Source organism: Streptomyces antioxidans (assembly GCF_000968685.2).
Taxonomy (GTDB): Bacteria; Actinomycetota; Actinomycetes; order Streptomycetales; family Streptomycetaceae; genus Streptomyces; species Streptomyces antioxidans.
Genome location: NZ_LAKD02000031.1, coordinates 71,967 through 86,961, shown reverse-complemented (window position 1 = coordinate 86,961; position 14,995 = coordinate 71,967). Strand labels below are relative to the sequence as shown.

15 protein-coding genes are annotated in these 14,995 nt (G+C 69.4%); 7 read left to right on the top strand and 8 right to left on the bottom strand.

Annotated features, from left to right (window positions below; all coding sequences use genetic code 11):
* Window positions 1–148: 148 nt before the first annotated feature.
* Together VT50_RS13380 and VT50_RS13375 are read right to left on the bottom strand one after the other, a co-directional pair.
* Window positions 149–457 carry a hypothetical protein gene (locus tag VT50_RS13380; protein ID WP_009716148.1) on the bottom strand — a complete coding sequence of 103 codons (309 nt, stop codon included), beginning with the start codon at window positions 455–457 and terminating at the stop codon, window positions 149–151.
* A 367-nt stretch (window positions 458–824) separates the two neighbouring features.
* The gene (locus VT50_RS13375) at window positions 825–1,109 is read right to left on the bottom strand and encodes a DUF397 domain-containing protein (RefSeq protein WP_046089707.1); all 285 of its coding nucleotides are present in this window, start codon (window positions 1,107–1,109) and stop codon (window positions 825–827) included.
* A 225-nt stretch (window positions 1,110–1,334) separates the two neighbouring features.
* Between VT50_RS13375 and VT50_RS13370 the strand changes: the two genes are divergently transcribed.
* Window positions 1,335–2,342, top strand: coding sequence for a C40 family peptidase (locus tag VT50_RS13370; protein ID WP_046089708.1), 1,008 nt, complete (start codon window positions 1,335–1,337; stop codon window positions 2,340–2,342).
* A gap of 236 nt (window positions 2,343–2,578) precedes the next feature.
* Entirely contained in the window at window positions 2,579–3,292 is a 714-nt protein-coding gene (locus tag VT50_RS13365) for a phosphatase PAP2 family protein (protein ID WP_046089709.1), read from the top strand.
* A 116-nt stretch (window positions 3,293–3,408) separates the two neighbouring features.
* On the opposite strand, the gene VT50_RS13360 is transcribed toward VT50_RS13365, so the two are convergent.
* Complete coding sequence (locus VT50_RS13360) at window positions 3,409–5,019, bottom strand: FAD-binding oxidoreductase (protein WP_046090908.1); 1,611 nt, start codon at window positions 5,017–5,019, stop codon at window positions 3,409–3,411.
* A gap of 560 nt (window positions 5,020–5,579) precedes the next feature.
* On the opposite strand from VT50_RS13360, the gene VT50_RS13350 reads away from it, so the two are divergent.
* Entirely contained in the window at window positions 5,580–6,497 is a 918-nt protein-coding gene (locus VT50_RS13350) for a hypothetical protein (RefSeq protein ID WP_046090907.1), read from the top strand.
* Window positions 6,498–6,696: 199 nt separating this feature from the next.
* Entirely contained in the window at window positions 6,697–6,846 is a 150-nt protein-coding gene (locus VT50_RS13345; protein ID WP_420822192.1) for a hypothetical protein, read from the top strand.
* A 152-nt stretch (window positions 6,847–6,998) separates the two neighbouring features.
* Here the strand turns inward: VT50_RS13345 and VT50_RS13340 are convergent, their stop codons facing one another.
* Window positions 6,999–7,403, bottom strand: a complete 405-nt coding sequence (locus VT50_RS13340) for a metal-sensitive transcriptional regulator (RefSeq protein WP_046090905.1) — start codon at window positions 7,401–7,403, stop codon at window positions 6,999–7,001.
* A 192-nt stretch (window positions 7,404–7,595) separates the two neighbouring features.
* On the opposite strand from VT50_RS13340, the gene VT50_RS13335 reads away from it, so the two are divergent.
* On the top strand, window positions 7,596–8,216 hold the full coding sequence (locus VT50_RS13335; RefSeq protein ID WP_046090904.1) for a DUF47 domain-containing protein: 621 nt from the start codon (window positions 7,596–7,598) through the stop codon (window positions 8,214–8,216).
* Window positions 8,217–8,224: 8 nt separating this feature from the next.
* A complete protein-coding gene (locus tag VT50_RS13330; protein ID WP_046090903.1) occupies window positions 8,225–9,223 on the top strand; it encodes an inorganic phosphate transporter in 999 nt (332 codons plus the stop codon).
* 134 nt (window positions 9,224–9,357) lie between these two features.
* On the opposite strand, the gene pstB is transcribed toward VT50_RS13330, so the two are convergent.
* The 4 genes from pstB to pstS all read right to left on the bottom strand — a co-directional run bounded on the left by pstB (window position 9,358) and on the right by pstS (window position 13,451).
* Window positions 9,358–10,134, bottom strand: a complete 777-nt coding sequence (gene pstB / locus VT50_RS13325; RefSeq protein ID WP_046090902.1) for a phosphate ABC transporter ATP-binding protein PstB — start codon at window positions 10,132–10,134, stop codon at window positions 9,358–9,360.
* A gap of 26 nt (window positions 10,135–10,160) precedes the next feature.
* On the bottom strand, window positions 10,161–11,228 hold the full coding sequence (gene pstA / locus VT50_RS13320; protein WP_046090901.1) for a phosphate ABC transporter permease PstA: 1,068 nt from the start codon (window positions 11,226–11,228) through the stop codon (window positions 10,161–10,163).
* Window positions 11,225–12,214 (bottom strand): phosphate ABC transporter permease subunit PstC, encoded by a 990-nt coding sequence (gene pstC / locus VT50_RS13315; protein WP_046090900.1) that lies wholly within the window; start codon window positions 12,212–12,214, stop codon window positions 11,225–11,227. Before pstC ends, pstA begins: the two co-directional genes overlap by 4 nt.
* A gap of 115 nt (window positions 12,215–12,329) precedes the next feature.
* Window positions 12,330–13,451: a phosphate ABC transporter substrate-binding protein PstS gene (gene pstS, locus VT50_RS13310; protein WP_046087820.1), complete on the bottom strand. Its 1,122-nt coding sequence runs from the start codon at window positions 13,449–13,451 to the stop codon at window positions 12,330–12,332.
* A 438-nt stretch (window positions 13,452–13,889) separates the two neighbouring features.
* Between pstS and VT50_RS13305 the strand changes: the two genes are divergently transcribed.
* Entirely contained in the window at window positions 13,890–14,981 is a 1,092-nt protein-coding gene (locus tag VT50_RS13305) for a C40 family peptidase (protein WP_046087808.1), read from the top strand.
* Window positions 14,982–14,995 lie beyond the last annotated feature (14 nt).

The window sequence follows — 14,995 nt, the reverse complement described above, 5'->3', positions numbered from 1 at the left end:
ACCTCAGCGTGGTGAGCGGGAGCGGGCATCAGGGAGCAGCCTCGGGTACGGGGTGGGGGGCCGGTAGGGGGAATCGGGAGCGGAGGCTTGCGGCCAGGGGTGTGCGCCCCGCGCGGAGGGGGGCGGCTCGGGGCGGGCGGGGACGCGGCTAGATGGCCATGCCGTACACGATCGTGAAGAGCGTGCCCAGGGATCCGATGATGAACACACCGGTCAGGCCCGCGACGATCAGCCCCTTGCCCTGCTCCGCGCTGAAGGTGTCCCGCAGGGCCGTCGCGCCGATCCGCTGCTTGGCCGCGCCCCAGATGGCGATGCCGAAGCACAGCAGCAGTGCGACCGCCATCACGACCTCGATCATGACGCGGGCCTCGCTGCCCAGGCTGCCGAACGGGCCCCAGTCTGGGGCGATTCCGCCGATGATGGTGTTGATGTCGCCCTTTTCGGCCGCTAGGAACATGATGAACTCACCGCCCCTTGTGGGTTGTTGTGCCTCTTCGCCAGCATGGCGTGGGTCAGCCTCTATCTTCGCTGATGAATCCGCTTCCGCAGGTCGGCTTGGCGGCATTTCTTGGCGGATCTCATGCGTGTTGTGGGACACGCCCGTCCGACGGACATGTGAGGCATGTCAACGGAGTGTCATATGGTCACTCTGTGTATCACGCGGGTGAGCGTCAGGCAACGTTCCGTGAGGGGCTGAGAGGTGCCACCGATGGCTCATTACTGATGGCCCATTGGTGAAGGGCCATCAGTAGGGCCGTCGTCCAGGGCCCCTGCCCCTCTGCGTCCGCGCCCTCCGCGCGCCCGTCCTTCCGCACCCCGCCCCCTCACTTCCCCGCGGGCTCGTCCTTCTCCGACCCCGCTTCCGACCCCTCCTCCGCCTCCGACTCCGTAAGGTCCGCGAAGTCGTCGAACTCGCCCGCCTTGACGCCCTTGATGAACGCGTCCCACTTGGCCCGGGTGGTGACGACCACGGTTTCCGGGTCGTTGCTCTCGCGCATCAGGATCTGGTCGTCGGGGCCCACGGCCACCTCGAGGTAGGGGGCGCCCTCCGGGTGGTCGGCGGGGGCGGCCCGCTGCCAGTCGAGCTCTTGCCAGTCGAGCCGTGTCATCTGCGGTCCCCAGGGTCGTGGTGCTCGGACGGCTGGACTCTACGCGGTCCGCGACCCCGCGAGAGGCGGCCGAGGCGGGGCGGTGGGGCGTGCGGGGCGGGTCGGCGGCGCACAAGGGGGCGCGCGTTGGCGGCGGTCGTCTGGTTTCGGCTGGGGAGCGGCTGATTTTCGCCGTACGGGCGGAAAGCGCGTTCGCTTGGCGGGTGAATGGGGGAGGATGGCCGGGTGCGTAAGGTCTGGCTGGGTGTCAGTGTCGGTCTCGGAGTCTCCTTTTCCTTCGTCGCGCTGCTCGTCGTCGGTACCTACATGGTCGCGGCGGACCTCCTCGGCGGTGCCGGCGGTAAGGCCGTCGGGCTGGCCAAGGGTGCCGTTCCCGCCACGTACGAGCCGCTGATCCAGCAGTACGGGAACTCCTGCCCGGCCATCAACCCGGCGCTCCTCGCCGCGCAGCTCTACCAGGAGAGCGGCTGGAACGCGAAGGCGCAGAGCCCGGCCAACGCCAAGGGGATAGCGCAGTTCATCCCCGCCACCTGGGCCTCGCACGGGGTCGACGGCAATAAGGACGGCGTCAAGGACATCTGGGACCCGCAGGACGCGATCCCGTCGGCGGCCGCCTATGACTGCTCGCTCGCCAAGTACGTCAAGGATGTGCCGGGCAATCAGACGCACAACATGCTGGCCTCGTACAACGCGGGCGCCTATGCCGTGATCAAGTACGACGGGGTGCCGCCTTACCGCGAGACCCAGAACTACGTGAAGACCATCACCACCCTCGCCAAGAGCTTCGAGGCGCCGGTCCAGAAGGTCCAGCCCTCCCAGCAGTCGGCCGGGGCGATCTATTTCGCGCAGAAGCAGCTCGGCAAGCCCTACCTCTGGGGCGGGAACGGCACGCCGGAGGAGGGCGGGCGGTTCGACTGCTCGGGGCTGACGAAGGCGGCGTACAAAACGGTCGGCATCGATCTGCCGCGCGTCGCCAACGACCAGTGGAACGCCGGACCGCATCCCAAACGGAGCGAGCTGCTCCCCGGGGATCTGGTCTTCTTCGCCTATGACCTCGACGATCCGAGGTCGATCCACCACGTGGGGATCTATGTGGGCGGCGGCTACATGATCAATGCGCCCTACACCGGTGCGGTGATCCGTTTTGACAAGATCGACTCGCCGGACTACATCGGTGCTACGCGGGTGACTCAGGATGGCGCGAAAGCGCTGCCGCGGGCGAACCCCGCGTAAGGATTCCCCCTGAGCTGCGACGATCGGTCACCCTTCGATAACAGCCCGGTGATCTTTGGGTGGAGTACGGAACCCCTGGCGGGAACAGGGCGTTCCCTGGAGGTGGATCGAGGCGTGGATCAGCGTGGATCGACGGCGGACTCTCCGGCGCCGGTCGCGTTGCCACGGCTCGCGAGGCATCACGGGGGGTCGGCAGCTGCACGTAGTGACAGGCAAGAGATAAGGGGCCACGGCATATGGCTGGACTCGCACTGGACGGGTCGAACCCCGATGTCAGCCTTCTCTACGACATCAACGGGCTGGCGAAGGACGCCCCCCACTGGTTCGACCGCGTCATGGAGTTCGTCGGCGAGTACGGGATCGTCATCGGGCTCGTCCTGGTGACCCTGGCCGCCTGGTGGAGCGTGCGGAAGCGGCCGCAGGAGGCGCCGTCCGCCGTCGCCGGGCTGGTGTGGGCGCCGCTCGCCGCCGGGCTGGCGCTGGTGGCCAATATCCCCATCCGCGGCTTCGTCGAGCGGCCCAGGCCCTTCAAGGACCATCAGGGGCTCGACGTCCTGGTGGCGGGCAAGACCGACTTCTCGTTCGTCAGCGACCACGCGACGCTGACCATGGCGGTCGCCGTCGGCGTCTTCATGGCCCATCGCGCGTATGGGGTCGCCGCCATAGGGCTCGCCCTGCTGGAAGGGTTCTGCCGCGTCTATATGGGCGTTCACTACCCGACCGATGTGATCGGCGGATTCGCCCTGGGGACGGCGGTCACGCTACTGCTCGCGCCGCTCGCGATGATGCTGCTGACCCCGCTGACCACGGCGGTCGCGGGTTCGCGCGTCGGCCGCTTGATACGGGCCGAGCCCGCCGCCACCGGCCAGGACGCGGACGAGGGGTGCGCGGAGGTCGCCGAGTCCCGCTCGGTGGGCGGCGGCCACGGGAACAAGGACCTGGCGGCCTGACGGCATCCTTACGGACGCCGCGAACCCGGACACGGATATGGGGAAGGCCCGGCAGCCGCCGGGCCTTCCCCATATCCGTGTCCCAGCCGTTCGACCTCCGGCCAAGAGCAGGGACCTCACAGCGCCTGCGGGAAGTCGAAGAGCCGGCCCGGGTCGTAACGCTTCTTCACCCGCGTCAGCTTGTCGGCGGCCGGGCCGTAGTAGGCCGAGCGCCAGTCCTTCAGCGACGCGTCCGTGTAGTTCTGGTACGCCGCCCCCGAGGCGTATCGCCGCATCGCCTTATGGGCGCCGTCCAGCCAGGCGTTGCCCGCGGTGCCCGAGCCGCCCGCCGCCCAGGACGCGGTGTACTGAGCGAGGAACCGCGAGCGGCGGTGGACGAAGGACGTGGCCGTGGGCGAGACCCGGTTGACCGCCCCGCCCAGCGCGGTGAGCGCGACGCTGACCGCGCCCCCGCCGCCGGTGCGCCGCCCGTAGCGCTCCAGCTGGTCCAGCATCGCCCGGACGCCCGACTGGCTCAGCGAGCGGTCGAAGAAGTCCGAGCGCGCGGCGTAGGTCTCGCGGTTCAGCGTCCCGGAGGCGCTGCGGCCGGGCTTGTCGCCGGACAGATGGCAGTTGGCCGTGGAGGTGTCGCCGCAGCCCGCGTACATCCGCATGGCGTCGACGTAGCCGCGGCGGCCCAGGCTGACCCGCGAGGCGGGGCCCGGGCCGCCCGGCCCGTCGGCGAGCTCGTCCACCGCGTTCTGCAGCGCACCGTAGGTGCCGAGCGAGAAGCAGCTGATGGAGACGGTGGGGGTGCGCCCGGGGGCGGCCGACAGATGCAGCGTCGACCAGATCTCGTCCGGCTGGTCCGGGCCCCACTTCTGCCAGGCGCTCAGCACCTTCGCGGCCTTGGACCATGGCCATGACATGTAACAGGTCACGCCGTCGGCCGCGTCATGCGTACGGAAGCGCAGTTCGGTGACGACGCCGAAGTTGCCGTTGCCAGCGCCGCGCAGCGCCCAGAACAGCTCGGCCTCGCGGCTCTTGGAGACCTCCAGGGTCTTGCCGTCCGCGGTGACGATGGTGGCACCCGTAAGGCTGTCGGCGGTCAGTCCGTACGCCCGGGAGACCACGCCGTGGCCGCCGCCGAGGGTCAGCCCCGATATGCCGACGCTCGGGCAGGAGCCGCCGGGGACGGTGACCCCGCGGGCGCCCAGTCTGGTGTAGACGTCGATGAGCTTGGCGCCGGCGCCGATCCGCGCCTCGCCGGAGGTCGTACGGATCGAGGAGAGCGCGGAGACATCGATGACGAGACGGCCGTCGCCGCTCGACCAGCCGGCGTAGGAGTGACCGCCGTTGCGGATCGCGACGGGGGCGCCGTGGCGCCGGGCGAAGTCCAGACAGGCGGAGATGTCCGAGGTGTTCTCTATATAGGCGACGGCGGCCGGGCGCAGATGGTCGAAGCGGGTGTTGTAGAGCCGGCTGGCGGAGGTGTAGTCGGAGTCTCCGGGGCGCACCAGGTCGCCCTGGAGGTCCTTGCCGAGGGCGCTCCAGTCCGCGGACTTCGGCTTGCCGTCGACGGCGCCGCGACTGCCACTGGCCGAAGGTGACCCGGCGTCCGACGCCGAGGAGGAGCCGACCGGGCTCGAGTCACCGCCGGCCTTCCCGCCGTCGTCGCACGCGGTGACCCCCGTGGCGGTGGCCGCCAGCCCGGTGCCCGCTGCTGCCAGCAGTGTCCGCCGGTTCATGGCGGTGTCCCCTCCCTGTCGACCTGCCCCCAACCGTCGACCGGGCGACTGCGAAGTCGGCCCGGTCCCTTGGTCAGAGGGGCGGACCGGGGGATGTGGTTCCGGCCGTGGCCGAAGAGTTGCCTGGGGGCGGACAACCGGCGCCAATCGGGCGCGTACGATCCGGACCGCGCCGGTCCGGCTCAATGCCGCACCGGACCGGAGCGCTATCGCGCCGGACCAGTTCGCTACCGCACCGGACCGGCTCGATCCGCGCTATTCGGACGAGTCCGATGAATCGCTTGTGCCGGACGAGGAGTGACGGGCCGTCGCATGGTCCGCCGCGTCATCGCGGGCGACGGCTCTGGCACGACGGGCCGGACCGTGCCACCCGCAGGAGCAGCGGGCGACGGAGAAGGAGCCCCGCTCCACGGTCGTGGTGGTGAGGTGGTTCCGGCCGGGGCGCATGTCGCCTGAGTCGAGCACATGACCACGCTACCGGGCCGTGACGAGCCGCCGGTGTGAATCGTTAAACGAACAAGTACCAAGCGGGACGAGCGTGGCCAGGGGGTCGACGGTCGATGGTGTTCCAGCAGCGCGGGCTCGGCGTGCGGAGACGGGTGAGAGCGGTCGCCGGAGCCGTGTCGGGCGGCCTGCTGGCCGTGTCGCTTGCGACCGTGAGCGGCTGTTCCACCGAGACGGCGGCCGATGAGCGACCGAGCGGCACCGCGCGCGAGAGCGCGGTCACGGTGCTGCACCGGGCCGCGGCCGTGCTGGTCAAGTCGGGCAGCTCGCGGGTCCGTACGACCATGGAGACGGCGACGGGCGGCACCCGGGTGTCCATCCGGGGCGCCGGTGCATATGACTTCGAGAAGCGGCTGGGGCGGCTGCGGCTGCTGCTGCCCGGGGACGCGATGGGGACCCCCGAGCATCCGCCGATCACCGAACTCCTGACCTCCGGAGCGCTTTTCATGCGCAATCGCGGTGCGGGCATTCCCCGCGACAAATGGGTGCGGGTGGATACGACGGACATTCCCGACGGCAATCTGGTCACCGGCGGGGCCACGGATCCGCTGACCGCGGCCGAGCTGCTGCGCGGGGTGCGGAAGGCCAGTCTGGTCGGCGAGGAGGGGCTGGGCGGGGACCTGGTGCGCCACTACCGCGGCACCATCGACATCGGCCGGGCGGCGCGGGCCGCGTCGGAGGGCGCGCGGGGATCGCTGGCGGCCGCGGCCAGGGGGTTCGACGAGAGCACGGTGCGCTTCGACGCGTATCTCGATGGACTCGGGCGGCTGCGCGAGGTGCGCCACCGGTTCACGGTGCCCAGCAGGGTCGGCGGTCAGCGGGCGGCGGAGAGCCCGGACGCCGCCGGGCGGCACCGCGGCGAGCTGGGGGTCGCCTCGACCACGCAGCTGTATGACTTCGGGGTCCCCGCCGAGGTGGTGCTCCCCAAGCCCACGGATATCTACACAGGAAAGGTCGGATCACCTCAGAAGTAGTCGGAGGGGCCCGCTTTGCCCTTCGAAATGGCCCATCCGTGCCATGCGCGGAGTGTGTACCGATCCCTACGCTGGGAAGCCGCTGCTCGAAAGTGCTCGCAGGTGCTCGCTGGAGGAGGTGAAACACGTGGTTGCGCGTCGCGGCTCGTCGGGCCCGGACCCCGTGGCCCTCGTCGAAATCGATCTCTATGGTGACTTGATGATCGCTGCGTCGAGCGCGGACGAGGACAGGCTCAGTACGGACCGTATCGACGAGGTGCTCCGGGTGCAGGCCGACCGACCAGATTCGGCCGAGGAGGCGAAGGCCGCCGTCCCGGAGGCCGGTGCCGGGAGCCCGGACACCCCGTAGCGGACGCCCCCTGGCGATGTCGATCGCCGATGCCGCCGTCTCGCCGGCGGGCGCCCAGCGGCCCCGCCCGGCGAGCGGCGAGCGGACGGACGTGTCCACGCCGCGAGACGGGCCCCTGCGGGCGCTGACCGGGAAGCGCCCCGTATCCGCGCTCAGGTCCGCAGCAGCCGGGCGATCGCCGCCGTGGCCTCGGCCACCTTGGCGTCGACCTCTCCCGTGCCCTCCGCCTCGCCCTGGGCGGCGCTCTCCACGGCCGCGCTGGCGACACAGTGGCGCAGATGCTCCTCGAGCAGCTGGAGGGCGAAGGACTGGAGCGCCTTGGTGCTCGCCGAGACCTGGGTGAGTATGTCGATGCAGTAGACGTCTTCCTCGACCATTCTCTGCAATCCCCTGATCTGGCCCTCGATCCGGCGCAGTCGCTTCAGATGCTGATCCTTTTGTTTGGCGTATCCATGCCCGCGGTGGGGTACGGAGTCCTGGGCGGAGGTGTGCCCGGACGCCTGGCCCCGCTCGTCGCCGTCGGTGGGCGCGGTGGTGTCGGCCGCCGAGGTCGTCATGGCTTCCTCCCGTTGATTACGCTATGTCCGCATATACCCCCGGTGGGTATATGGTACCGCCTTTTCCGGTCGAACCGGGCCCCCGTGCTGAGCACTCTGCCCCATGGGCGACACTGGGAACGCCGGTTACCGTGGCCGGAAGATGCGCCTAGCATCGTCGAGTCCCCATCCGCTGCATTCCGAGGATCCCCAGTGCGCTTTCGTCTGACCCCCAGGGAGACGAGCTTCTACGACATGTTCGCCGCGTCCGCGGACAACATCGTGACCGGCTCCAAGCTCCTGATGGAACTGCTCGGGGCGGACTCCTCCGCTCGTACCGAGATCGCGGAGCGGATGAGGGCCGCGGAGCACGCGGGGGACGACGCCACGCACGCGATCTTCCACCAGCTGAACTCCTCCTTCATCACGCCCTTCGACCGCGAGGACATCTACTCCCTGGCCTCGTCCCTCGACGACATCATGGACTTCATGGAGGAGGCCGTCGACCTGGTCGTCCTCTACCAGGTGGACGAGCTGCCCAAGGGCGTCGAGCAGCAGATCGAGGTGCTGGCGCGGGCGGCCGAGCTGACCGCGGAGGCCATGCCGAATCTGCGCACCATGACCAACCTCACGGAGTACTGGATCGAGGTCAACCGGCTGGAGAACCAGGCGGACCAGATCCACCGCAAGCTCCTGGCCCACCTCTTCAACGGCAAGTACGACGCCATCGAGGTGCTCAAGCTCAAGCAGATCGTCGATGTGCTGGAGGAGGCGGCGGACGCCTTCGAGCATGTGGCCAACACGGTCGAGACCATCGCCGTCAAGGAGTCCTGAGCCCGGGCATGGACACCTTCGCGCTTGTCGTGACCATCGCGGTCGCGCTGTTCTTCACCTATACCAACGGTTTCCACGACTCGGCCAACGCCATCGCGACCTCGGTCTCCACCCGGGCGCTGACCCCGCGGGCGGCGCTCGCGATGGCCGCCGTGATGAACCTCGCGGGTGCCTTTCTCGGCAGCGGCGTCGCCAAGACCGTCAGCGAGGGCCTGATCGCCACCCCGACCGGCGACCAAGGCATGATGATCTTGTTCGCCGGACTGGTCGGCGCGATCGCCTGGAACATGGTGACGTGGTACTACGGCCTGCCGTCCTCCTCCTCACACGCGCTGTTCGGCGGGCTGGTCGGCGCGGCGCTCGCGGGGGCGAGCACGGTCCACTGGGACGGGGTGCTGGAGAAGATCGTCATCCCGATGGTCCTCTCGCCCATCGTCGGCCTGGTGCTGGGCTACTTCGTGATGGTGATCATCCTCTGGATATTCCGTGACGCGAACCCGCACAAGGCCAAACGCGGCTTCCGGATAGCCCAGACCGTCTCGGCGGCGGGCATGGCGCTCGGCCACGGCCTCCAGGACGCCCAGAAGACCATGGGTGTTGTGGTGATGGCCCTGGTCATCGGGGGTGTCGAGGACGAAGGCGACGCGATTCCGGTGTGGGTGAAGATCTCCTGCGCCGCGATGCTGTCGCTCGGCACCTACGCGGGCGGCTGGCGCATCATGCGCACGCTGGGACGGCGGATCATCGAGCTGGACCCGCCGCAGGGGTTCGCGGCGGAGACCACGGCGGCAGGCGTCATGTACACGGCGTCGTTCATATTCCAGGCGCCGATCTCGACCACCCATGTCATCACCTCGGCGATCATGGGCGTGGGGGCGACCAAGCGGGTGAGCGCGGTCCGCTGGGGGGTCGCGAAGAACATCGTCCTCGGCTGGTTCATCACCATGCCCGCGGCGGCCGGAGTCGCCGCGCTCAGCTACTGGATCGTCAACCTGGCCTTCGGCTGACCGGCCGGACCGCATGCGCGCACACGATGTGGGCCCGCCCCCGGGAGCCAGGGGCGGGCCCTTCGTCTTGCGGTGGCACCGCCATGCAGCACCGCAGGACGCACTGTCCTCGCCGGTCGTGCGAGGGGCCTGGGTCAGCCGAAGCGGCCGGAGATGTAGTCCTCGGTCGCCTGCACCGACGGGTTGGAGAAGATCCGCTCGGTCTCGTCGATCTCGATCAGCTTGCCGGGCTGGCCGACACCGGCCAGGTTGAAGAAGGCCGTACGGTCGGAGACGCGCGCCGCCTGCTGCATGTTGTGCGTCACGATGACGATCGTGAAGCGCTCCTTGAGCTCACCGATCAGGTCCTCGATGGCGAGCGTGGAGATCGGGTCGAGCGCCGAGCAGGGCTCGTCCATCAGCAGCACATCGGGCTCGACGGCGATGGCACGGGCGATGCACAGCCGCTGCTGCTGACCGCCGGAGAGCCCGGCGCCCGGCTTGTTGAGCCGGTCCTTGACCTCGTTCCACAGGTTGGCGCCCTTGAGGGACTTCTCGACGACGCCCTCGAGCTCGCTCTTCTTGTACGAGCCGTTGAGCTTCAGCCCGGCGGCCACGTTCTCGAAGATGGACATCGTCGGGAACGGGTTGGGGCGCTGGAAGACCATGCCGACCGTGCGCCGCACGGAGACCGGGTCCACCCCCGAGCCGTAGAGGTTCTCGTCGTCGAGCATCACCTTGCCCTCGACCCGGCCGCCGGAGGTGACCTCGTGCATCCGGTTGAGGGTGCGCAGGAAGGTGGACTTCCCGCAGCCCGACGGGCCGATGAAGGCGGTCACCGAGCGGGGCTCGACGGTCATCGAGATGTCCTCGATGGCCTTGTGGCTGCCGTAGTAGGCGGTGAGCCCGCTGACGTCGATGCGCTTGGCCATGTGAATCACTTCTCTTCTTCTCGGCCTCAGCGGCCGGACTTCGGGGCCTTCCAGCGGGCGATGCCGCGGGCCACCAGGTTCAGGATCATGACGAAGGCGATGAGCACGAGCGCCGCTGCCCAGGCCCGGTTGAAGGAGGCCTCGTTGCCGAGCTGCCACTGCTCGTAGATGTAGTAGGGCAGCGACGACTGGGCGCCTTCGAACGGGTTGTTGTTGATCCCCGTGGCGCCGAAGACCAGCAGCACGATGGGCGCGGACTCGCCGGCGATGCGGGCGACCGCGAGCATCACACCCGTGGTGATCCCGCCGATCGCGGTGGGCAGCACCACCTTGAGGATGGTGCGCCACTTGGGCACGCCGAGCGCGAGGGACGCCTCACGCAGCTCGTCCGGAACCAGCTTGAGCATTTCCTCGGTCGAGCGGACGACGATCGGCATCATCAGGATGGCCAGCGCCATGGCACCGGCGAAGCCCGAGTAGCTGAAGCCGAGGATGATGATCCAGAAGCTGAGGATGAACAGACCGGCGACGATCGAGGGGATACCGGTCATCACGTCGACGAAGAAGGTGACGGCCTTGGCGAGCCGGCCGCGGCCGTACTCCACCAGGTAGATGGCGGTCAGCAGGCCGATCGGCACGGCGATGAGCGCGGCGAGGCCGACCTGCTCCAGGGTGCCGATGACCGCGTGGTACGCGCCACCGCCGGGCAGGATCGTCTGCACGCCCTCCATGGAGTGGGCCAGGAAGTAGCCGTCGAGCACCGTACGGCCCCGGTCGACGGTCTCCCAGATCAGGGAGAGCAGCGGGACGACGGCGAGCAGGAAGCAGACCCAGACCAGGCTGGTGGCCAGCCGGTTCCTGGCCTGTCGGCCACCTTCGACCACGGCGCCGAGGGCGTACGAGGCGATGATGAAGACCAGGGCGGCGAACAGGCCCATCTGGAACGGATTGCCCATGCCGAGGGCGGTGCCGAGGCCCGCTCCCAGCGCCAGCGAGACCACGATCAGCGCGTACGGGGCCCATCCGGGCAGCCGGGGCTGCTGGAGGCTCGAGCCGTGGCGCGGGACGTTCTTGTCAACGACGGCGTTACTCATGCGGCGGTCCCCGAGTACTCCTTGCGGCGGGCGATGATCATTCGCGCGGCGCCGTTCACCAGCAGGGTGACGACGAACAGCACCAGACCGGAGGCGATCAGCGCGTCACGGCCGTCGTCGCCCGCTTCCTTGAAGCGGCTGGCGATGTTCTGGGCGAAGGTGCCGCCGCCCGGGTCCAGCAGGCTGGCCTCGATCCGGAAGTTGGAGGACAGCACGGTGGCGACCGCCATGGTCTCGCCGAGCGCACGGCCCAGCCCCAGCATCGAGGCGCTGATGATGCCGGAGCGGCCGAACGGCAGGACCGCCATCCGGATGACCTCCCAGCGGGTGGCGCCGAGCGCCAGCGCCGCCTCCTCGTGCATCTTCGGGACCTGCCGGAACACCTCGCGGCTCACGCTGGTGACGATCGGCAGGATCATGATCGCCAGCAGGATGCCGACGGTGAACAGGGAGCGCGCGGCGCCGCCCTGGTAGCTGAGGATCCCGGTCCAGCCCAGGTAGTCGTCGAACCAGGTGTACAGGCCGGTCAGATGCGGCACGAGGAAGAGCGCGCCCCACAGGCCGTAGACGATGCTGGGGACCGCGGCGAGCAGGTCGATCACATACGCGACCGGGGCGGCCAGCCGGCGGGGGGCGTAGTGCGAGATGAACAGCGCGATGCCCACCGCGATCGGGACCGCGATGAGCATGGCGATGATCGAGCTGACGACGGTGCCGTAGGCGAGGACGGCGATGCCGAACCGCATCGGCGAGGAGCTGGTGTTCCACTCAAGGGTGGTGAGGAAGTTGGCGTCGTCCTTGGAGATCGCGATGGCGGCGCGGTAGGTGAGGAAGGCCGCGATGGCCGCCATGATCACCAGCAGGGCGATACCGGAACCCCGGGAGAGGCCGAGGAAGATCTTGTCACCGGCGCGGCCGGTGGAGCGGGTCCTGACCGTTGACGGCGACCCTGCGGCTGTTGATGTGGGTTCTATTTCCGTTTTCATGGGTTCTCCGGTCTGCGGAGCCTGCTGCGTAGGGGGCTCCTGGCGCGGCGGTGCACCGGACGGTGCGGCTGACTCCGCCGCGGCGGTCGCCGCGGCGGAGTCAGCCGCACTCGGGTCAGGAGAGGCTCTTGACGCTCTCGCGGACCTTGCTGGCGATCTCGGTCGGCAGCGGGGCGTAGCCCAGCTCCTTCAGCGAGGTCTGGCCGCCCTCGCTGGCGACGTAGGTCAGGAAGGACTTGGTCGCGGCGAGGGTGCTCGCCTTGTTGCCCTTGTCACAGGCGATCTCATAGGTGACCAGGGTGATCGGGTAGGCCCCGTCGGCCTTGGTGTCGTAGGCCAGGTCCAGGGCCAGGTCGCTGCCGGTGCCCTTGACCTTGGCCTCGGAGATGGCCTTGGAGGCGTTCTCGACGGTGGCCTGGACCGGGGCGGAGGCGCCGGTGTCCAGGTCGACGGTCTTGATGCTGTTCGCGGTCGCGTAGGAGAGCTCGAAGTAGGAGATCGCGCCCGAGACCTGCTTGACCTGCGAGGAGACACCGGAGGAGCCGTCGGCCGACTGGCCGCCCTCGCCCTCCCACGCCTTGCCGGGCTCATGCGGCCAGGCCTTCGGCGCGGCGGCCTTGAGGTACTTGGTGAAGTTGTCCGTGGTGCCCGACTCATCGGAGCGGTGGAACGCCTGGATCTTGAGGCTCGGAAGCTTCGCGTCCTTGTTCAGGGCCTTGATCGCGGGGTCGTCCCACTTCTTGATCTCGGAGTTGAAGATCTTGCCGAGGACCTCGGCGTTCAGCGTCAGCTCGTCCACACCGGGCACGTTGAAGCCGACGGCGATCGGGCCGCCGACCATCGGCAGGTCAATGGCCTTGCCGCCCTTGCAGACCTTCGCCGAGGACGTGACCTCTTCCGGCTTCAGCGCCGAATCGGAGCCCGCGAAGGCGGTCTTGCCCTGCAGGAACTCCTGGATGCCCGCGCCCGAGCCGGTGGCCTTGTAGTTGAGCTTGGTGTCCTTGCACGCCTCGCCGTAGGTCTTGATCCACAGATCCATGGCGTTCTTCTGCGCGGACGAACCGGAGGCCAGCAGCTGGCCCTTGCCGTCGCACTTGATGTTGGAGGCGGCCTTGGAGTCGCCGCCGCCACCACCGCTGTTGTCGTCGGAGCCGCAGGCCGTGAGGACGAGGGCGCCGGAGACGGCGAGGGCACCGGCGGCGATGGCGCGAAGCCGGTTCTTGCGCTGAAGCTTCACTTTCAGGAGTTCCTTCCAGAAGCCGCCGGTGGGGACGGCGCGATGGGTGGAGCGCACGTGCTGTGGTGTGCGCCCGAGCCGTACTCGGCTCACGCTCAGTAGGGCCGAAAGTAGGCAGATCAGGTGAAGCGGCCTGAGGGGACGAGTTAACGGATGGTGAACCTCGGCCGTCAGTGTGGTGGCCAGGTCACGGCCAGGTCACGGCCGGATCGCGGCGTGGGTGACCTTCTCGTGGAGATCCCCCGGGGCCCGTCCGACACCTGTGCGGCACCCGTCCGGCCAACCGGATCGGGGTGGCTGCTGGCGTAACCGCCGCGTGTCTCTGTCGGATTGCGGTACGGCATGTCACTATCCGTCCCTACGTGCCGGTACGTCAGGTCTGGCGCGCGAGAGGGACAGGAGCGCGCACGGCCGGAGCGGAACGAGAGGAGACCGCGGGTGAGGCGGGACGGGAGTGGGAGGGGTGTGAGCGTCGCCGCGGCCACCGCGCTCGTCTGCGCGCTGGGACTGTCGGCCGTGCCGGAGGCGGCGTACGCCGCGCCCGGGGAGCCGGGGCCGACGCCGGGCGGCGGGACCGGCGGCGGGACCGGGGACCGGAGCCTGGAGTCGGTCCGTCAGGAGGTCGAGGGGCTTTACCGCAAGGCGGAGTCCGCCACCGACGCCTACAACCTGGCGCGGGAGCGGCAGACCCGGCAGGAGAAGTCCATCCTGAAGATCGCCCGAGCCGTGGTGAAGGCCCAGAAGGAGATGGCCGGACTGCGCAAGCGGGCCGGGGCGATGGCCCGGGCCCAGTACCGCGGCGGCGGGATGCCCGCGGAGGCGCGGCTGTTCCTCAACGCCGACCCGGGTGACTTCCTCGACGGCGTCACCCTCGCGCGCAAGGGCGAGAAGGCGACCCACGGACTGATCGGCCGCCTGGCGCGCACCCAGGTGGCGCTGGACCGCTACGCCGAATCGGCCTCCAAGGAGTGGGAACGGCTGGACCGCAGCCGTGCGAAGAAGGCGGCGGCGAAGAAGGAGATCCTGCGCAAGCTGGCCCGGGCGCAGCGGCTGGAGTCCCGGCTGGCGGAGGACGAGCGGGAGCGGCTGCGCGGGCTGGAGGAGGACAAGGCCCGCAGCTCGCAGGCGAAGTGGCTGGACACCGGGATACTGCGGGAGCTCGGCAGCGGCGCCACCGCGAGGGGCGGGCGCGCGGTCGGCTTCGCCAAGGACCAGCTCGGCAAGAACTACGTATGGGGCGCGGTGGGGCCGGACACCTATGACTGCTCCGGGCTGACCCAGCGGGCGTGGGCGGCGGCCGGGCGGGCGATCCCGCGGACCTCACAGGAGCAGTGGCGGCTGCTGCCGAAGGTGGGCGTGCGGGACATGCGCCCGGGCGATCTGATCATCTACTTCCGGGACGCGAGCCATGTGGCGATGTACGTGGGCGGCGGCGCGATGATCCACGCCCCCCGCCCCGGCCGCCAGGTGACGGTCGCGGGCGCGGGTTCGATGCCGATCCTTGGCGTGGTGCGGCCGAACGCGAGGTAGCACCGGCCGCACCG

Excerpts from the sequence above, each read along its gene's own strand:
- VT50_RS13380 (WP_009716148.1), bottom strand. The coding sequence starts at position 457 with ATGTTCCTAGCGGCCGAAAAGGGCGACATCAACACCATCATCGGCGGA.
- VT50_RS13375 (WP_046089707.1), bottom strand. The coding sequence starts at position 1,109 with ATGACACGGCTCGACTGGCAAGAGCTCGACTGGCAGCGGGCCGCCCCC.
- VT50_RS13365 (WP_046089709.1), top strand. The coding sequence starts at position 2,579 with ATGGCTGGACTCGCACTGGACGGGTCGAACCCCGATGTCAGCCTTCTC.
- VT50_RS13360 (WP_046090908.1), bottom strand. The coding sequence starts at position 5,019 with ATGAACCGGCGGACACTGCTGGCAGCAGCGGGCACCGGGCTGGCGGCC.
- VT50_RS13350 (WP_046090907.1), top strand. The coding sequence starts at position 5,580 with ATGGTGTTCCAGCAGCGCGGGCTCGGCGTGCGGAGACGGGTGAGAGCG.
- VT50_RS13345 (WP_420822192.1), top strand. The coding sequence starts at position 6,697 with ATGATCGCTGCGTCGAGCGCGGACGAGGACAGGCTCAGTACGGACCGT.
- VT50_RS13340 (WP_046090905.1), bottom strand. The coding sequence starts at position 7,403 with ATGACGACCTCGGCGGCCGACACCACCGCGCCCACCGACGGCGACGAG.
- VT50_RS13330 (WP_046090903.1), top strand. The coding sequence starts at position 8,225 with ATGGACACCTTCGCGCTTGTCGTGACCATCGCGGTCGCGCTGTTCTTC.
- pstB (WP_046090902.1), bottom strand. The coding sequence starts at position 10,134 with ATGGCCAAGCGCATCGACGTCAGCGGGCTCACCGCCTACTACGGCAGC.
- pstA (WP_046090901.1), bottom strand. The coding sequence starts at position 11,228 with ATGAGTAACGCCGTCGTTGACAAGAACGTCCCGCGCCACGGCTCGAGC.
- pstC (WP_046090900.1), bottom strand. The coding sequence starts at position 12,214 with ATGAAAACGGAAATAGAACCCACATCAACAGCCGCAGGGTCGCCGTCA.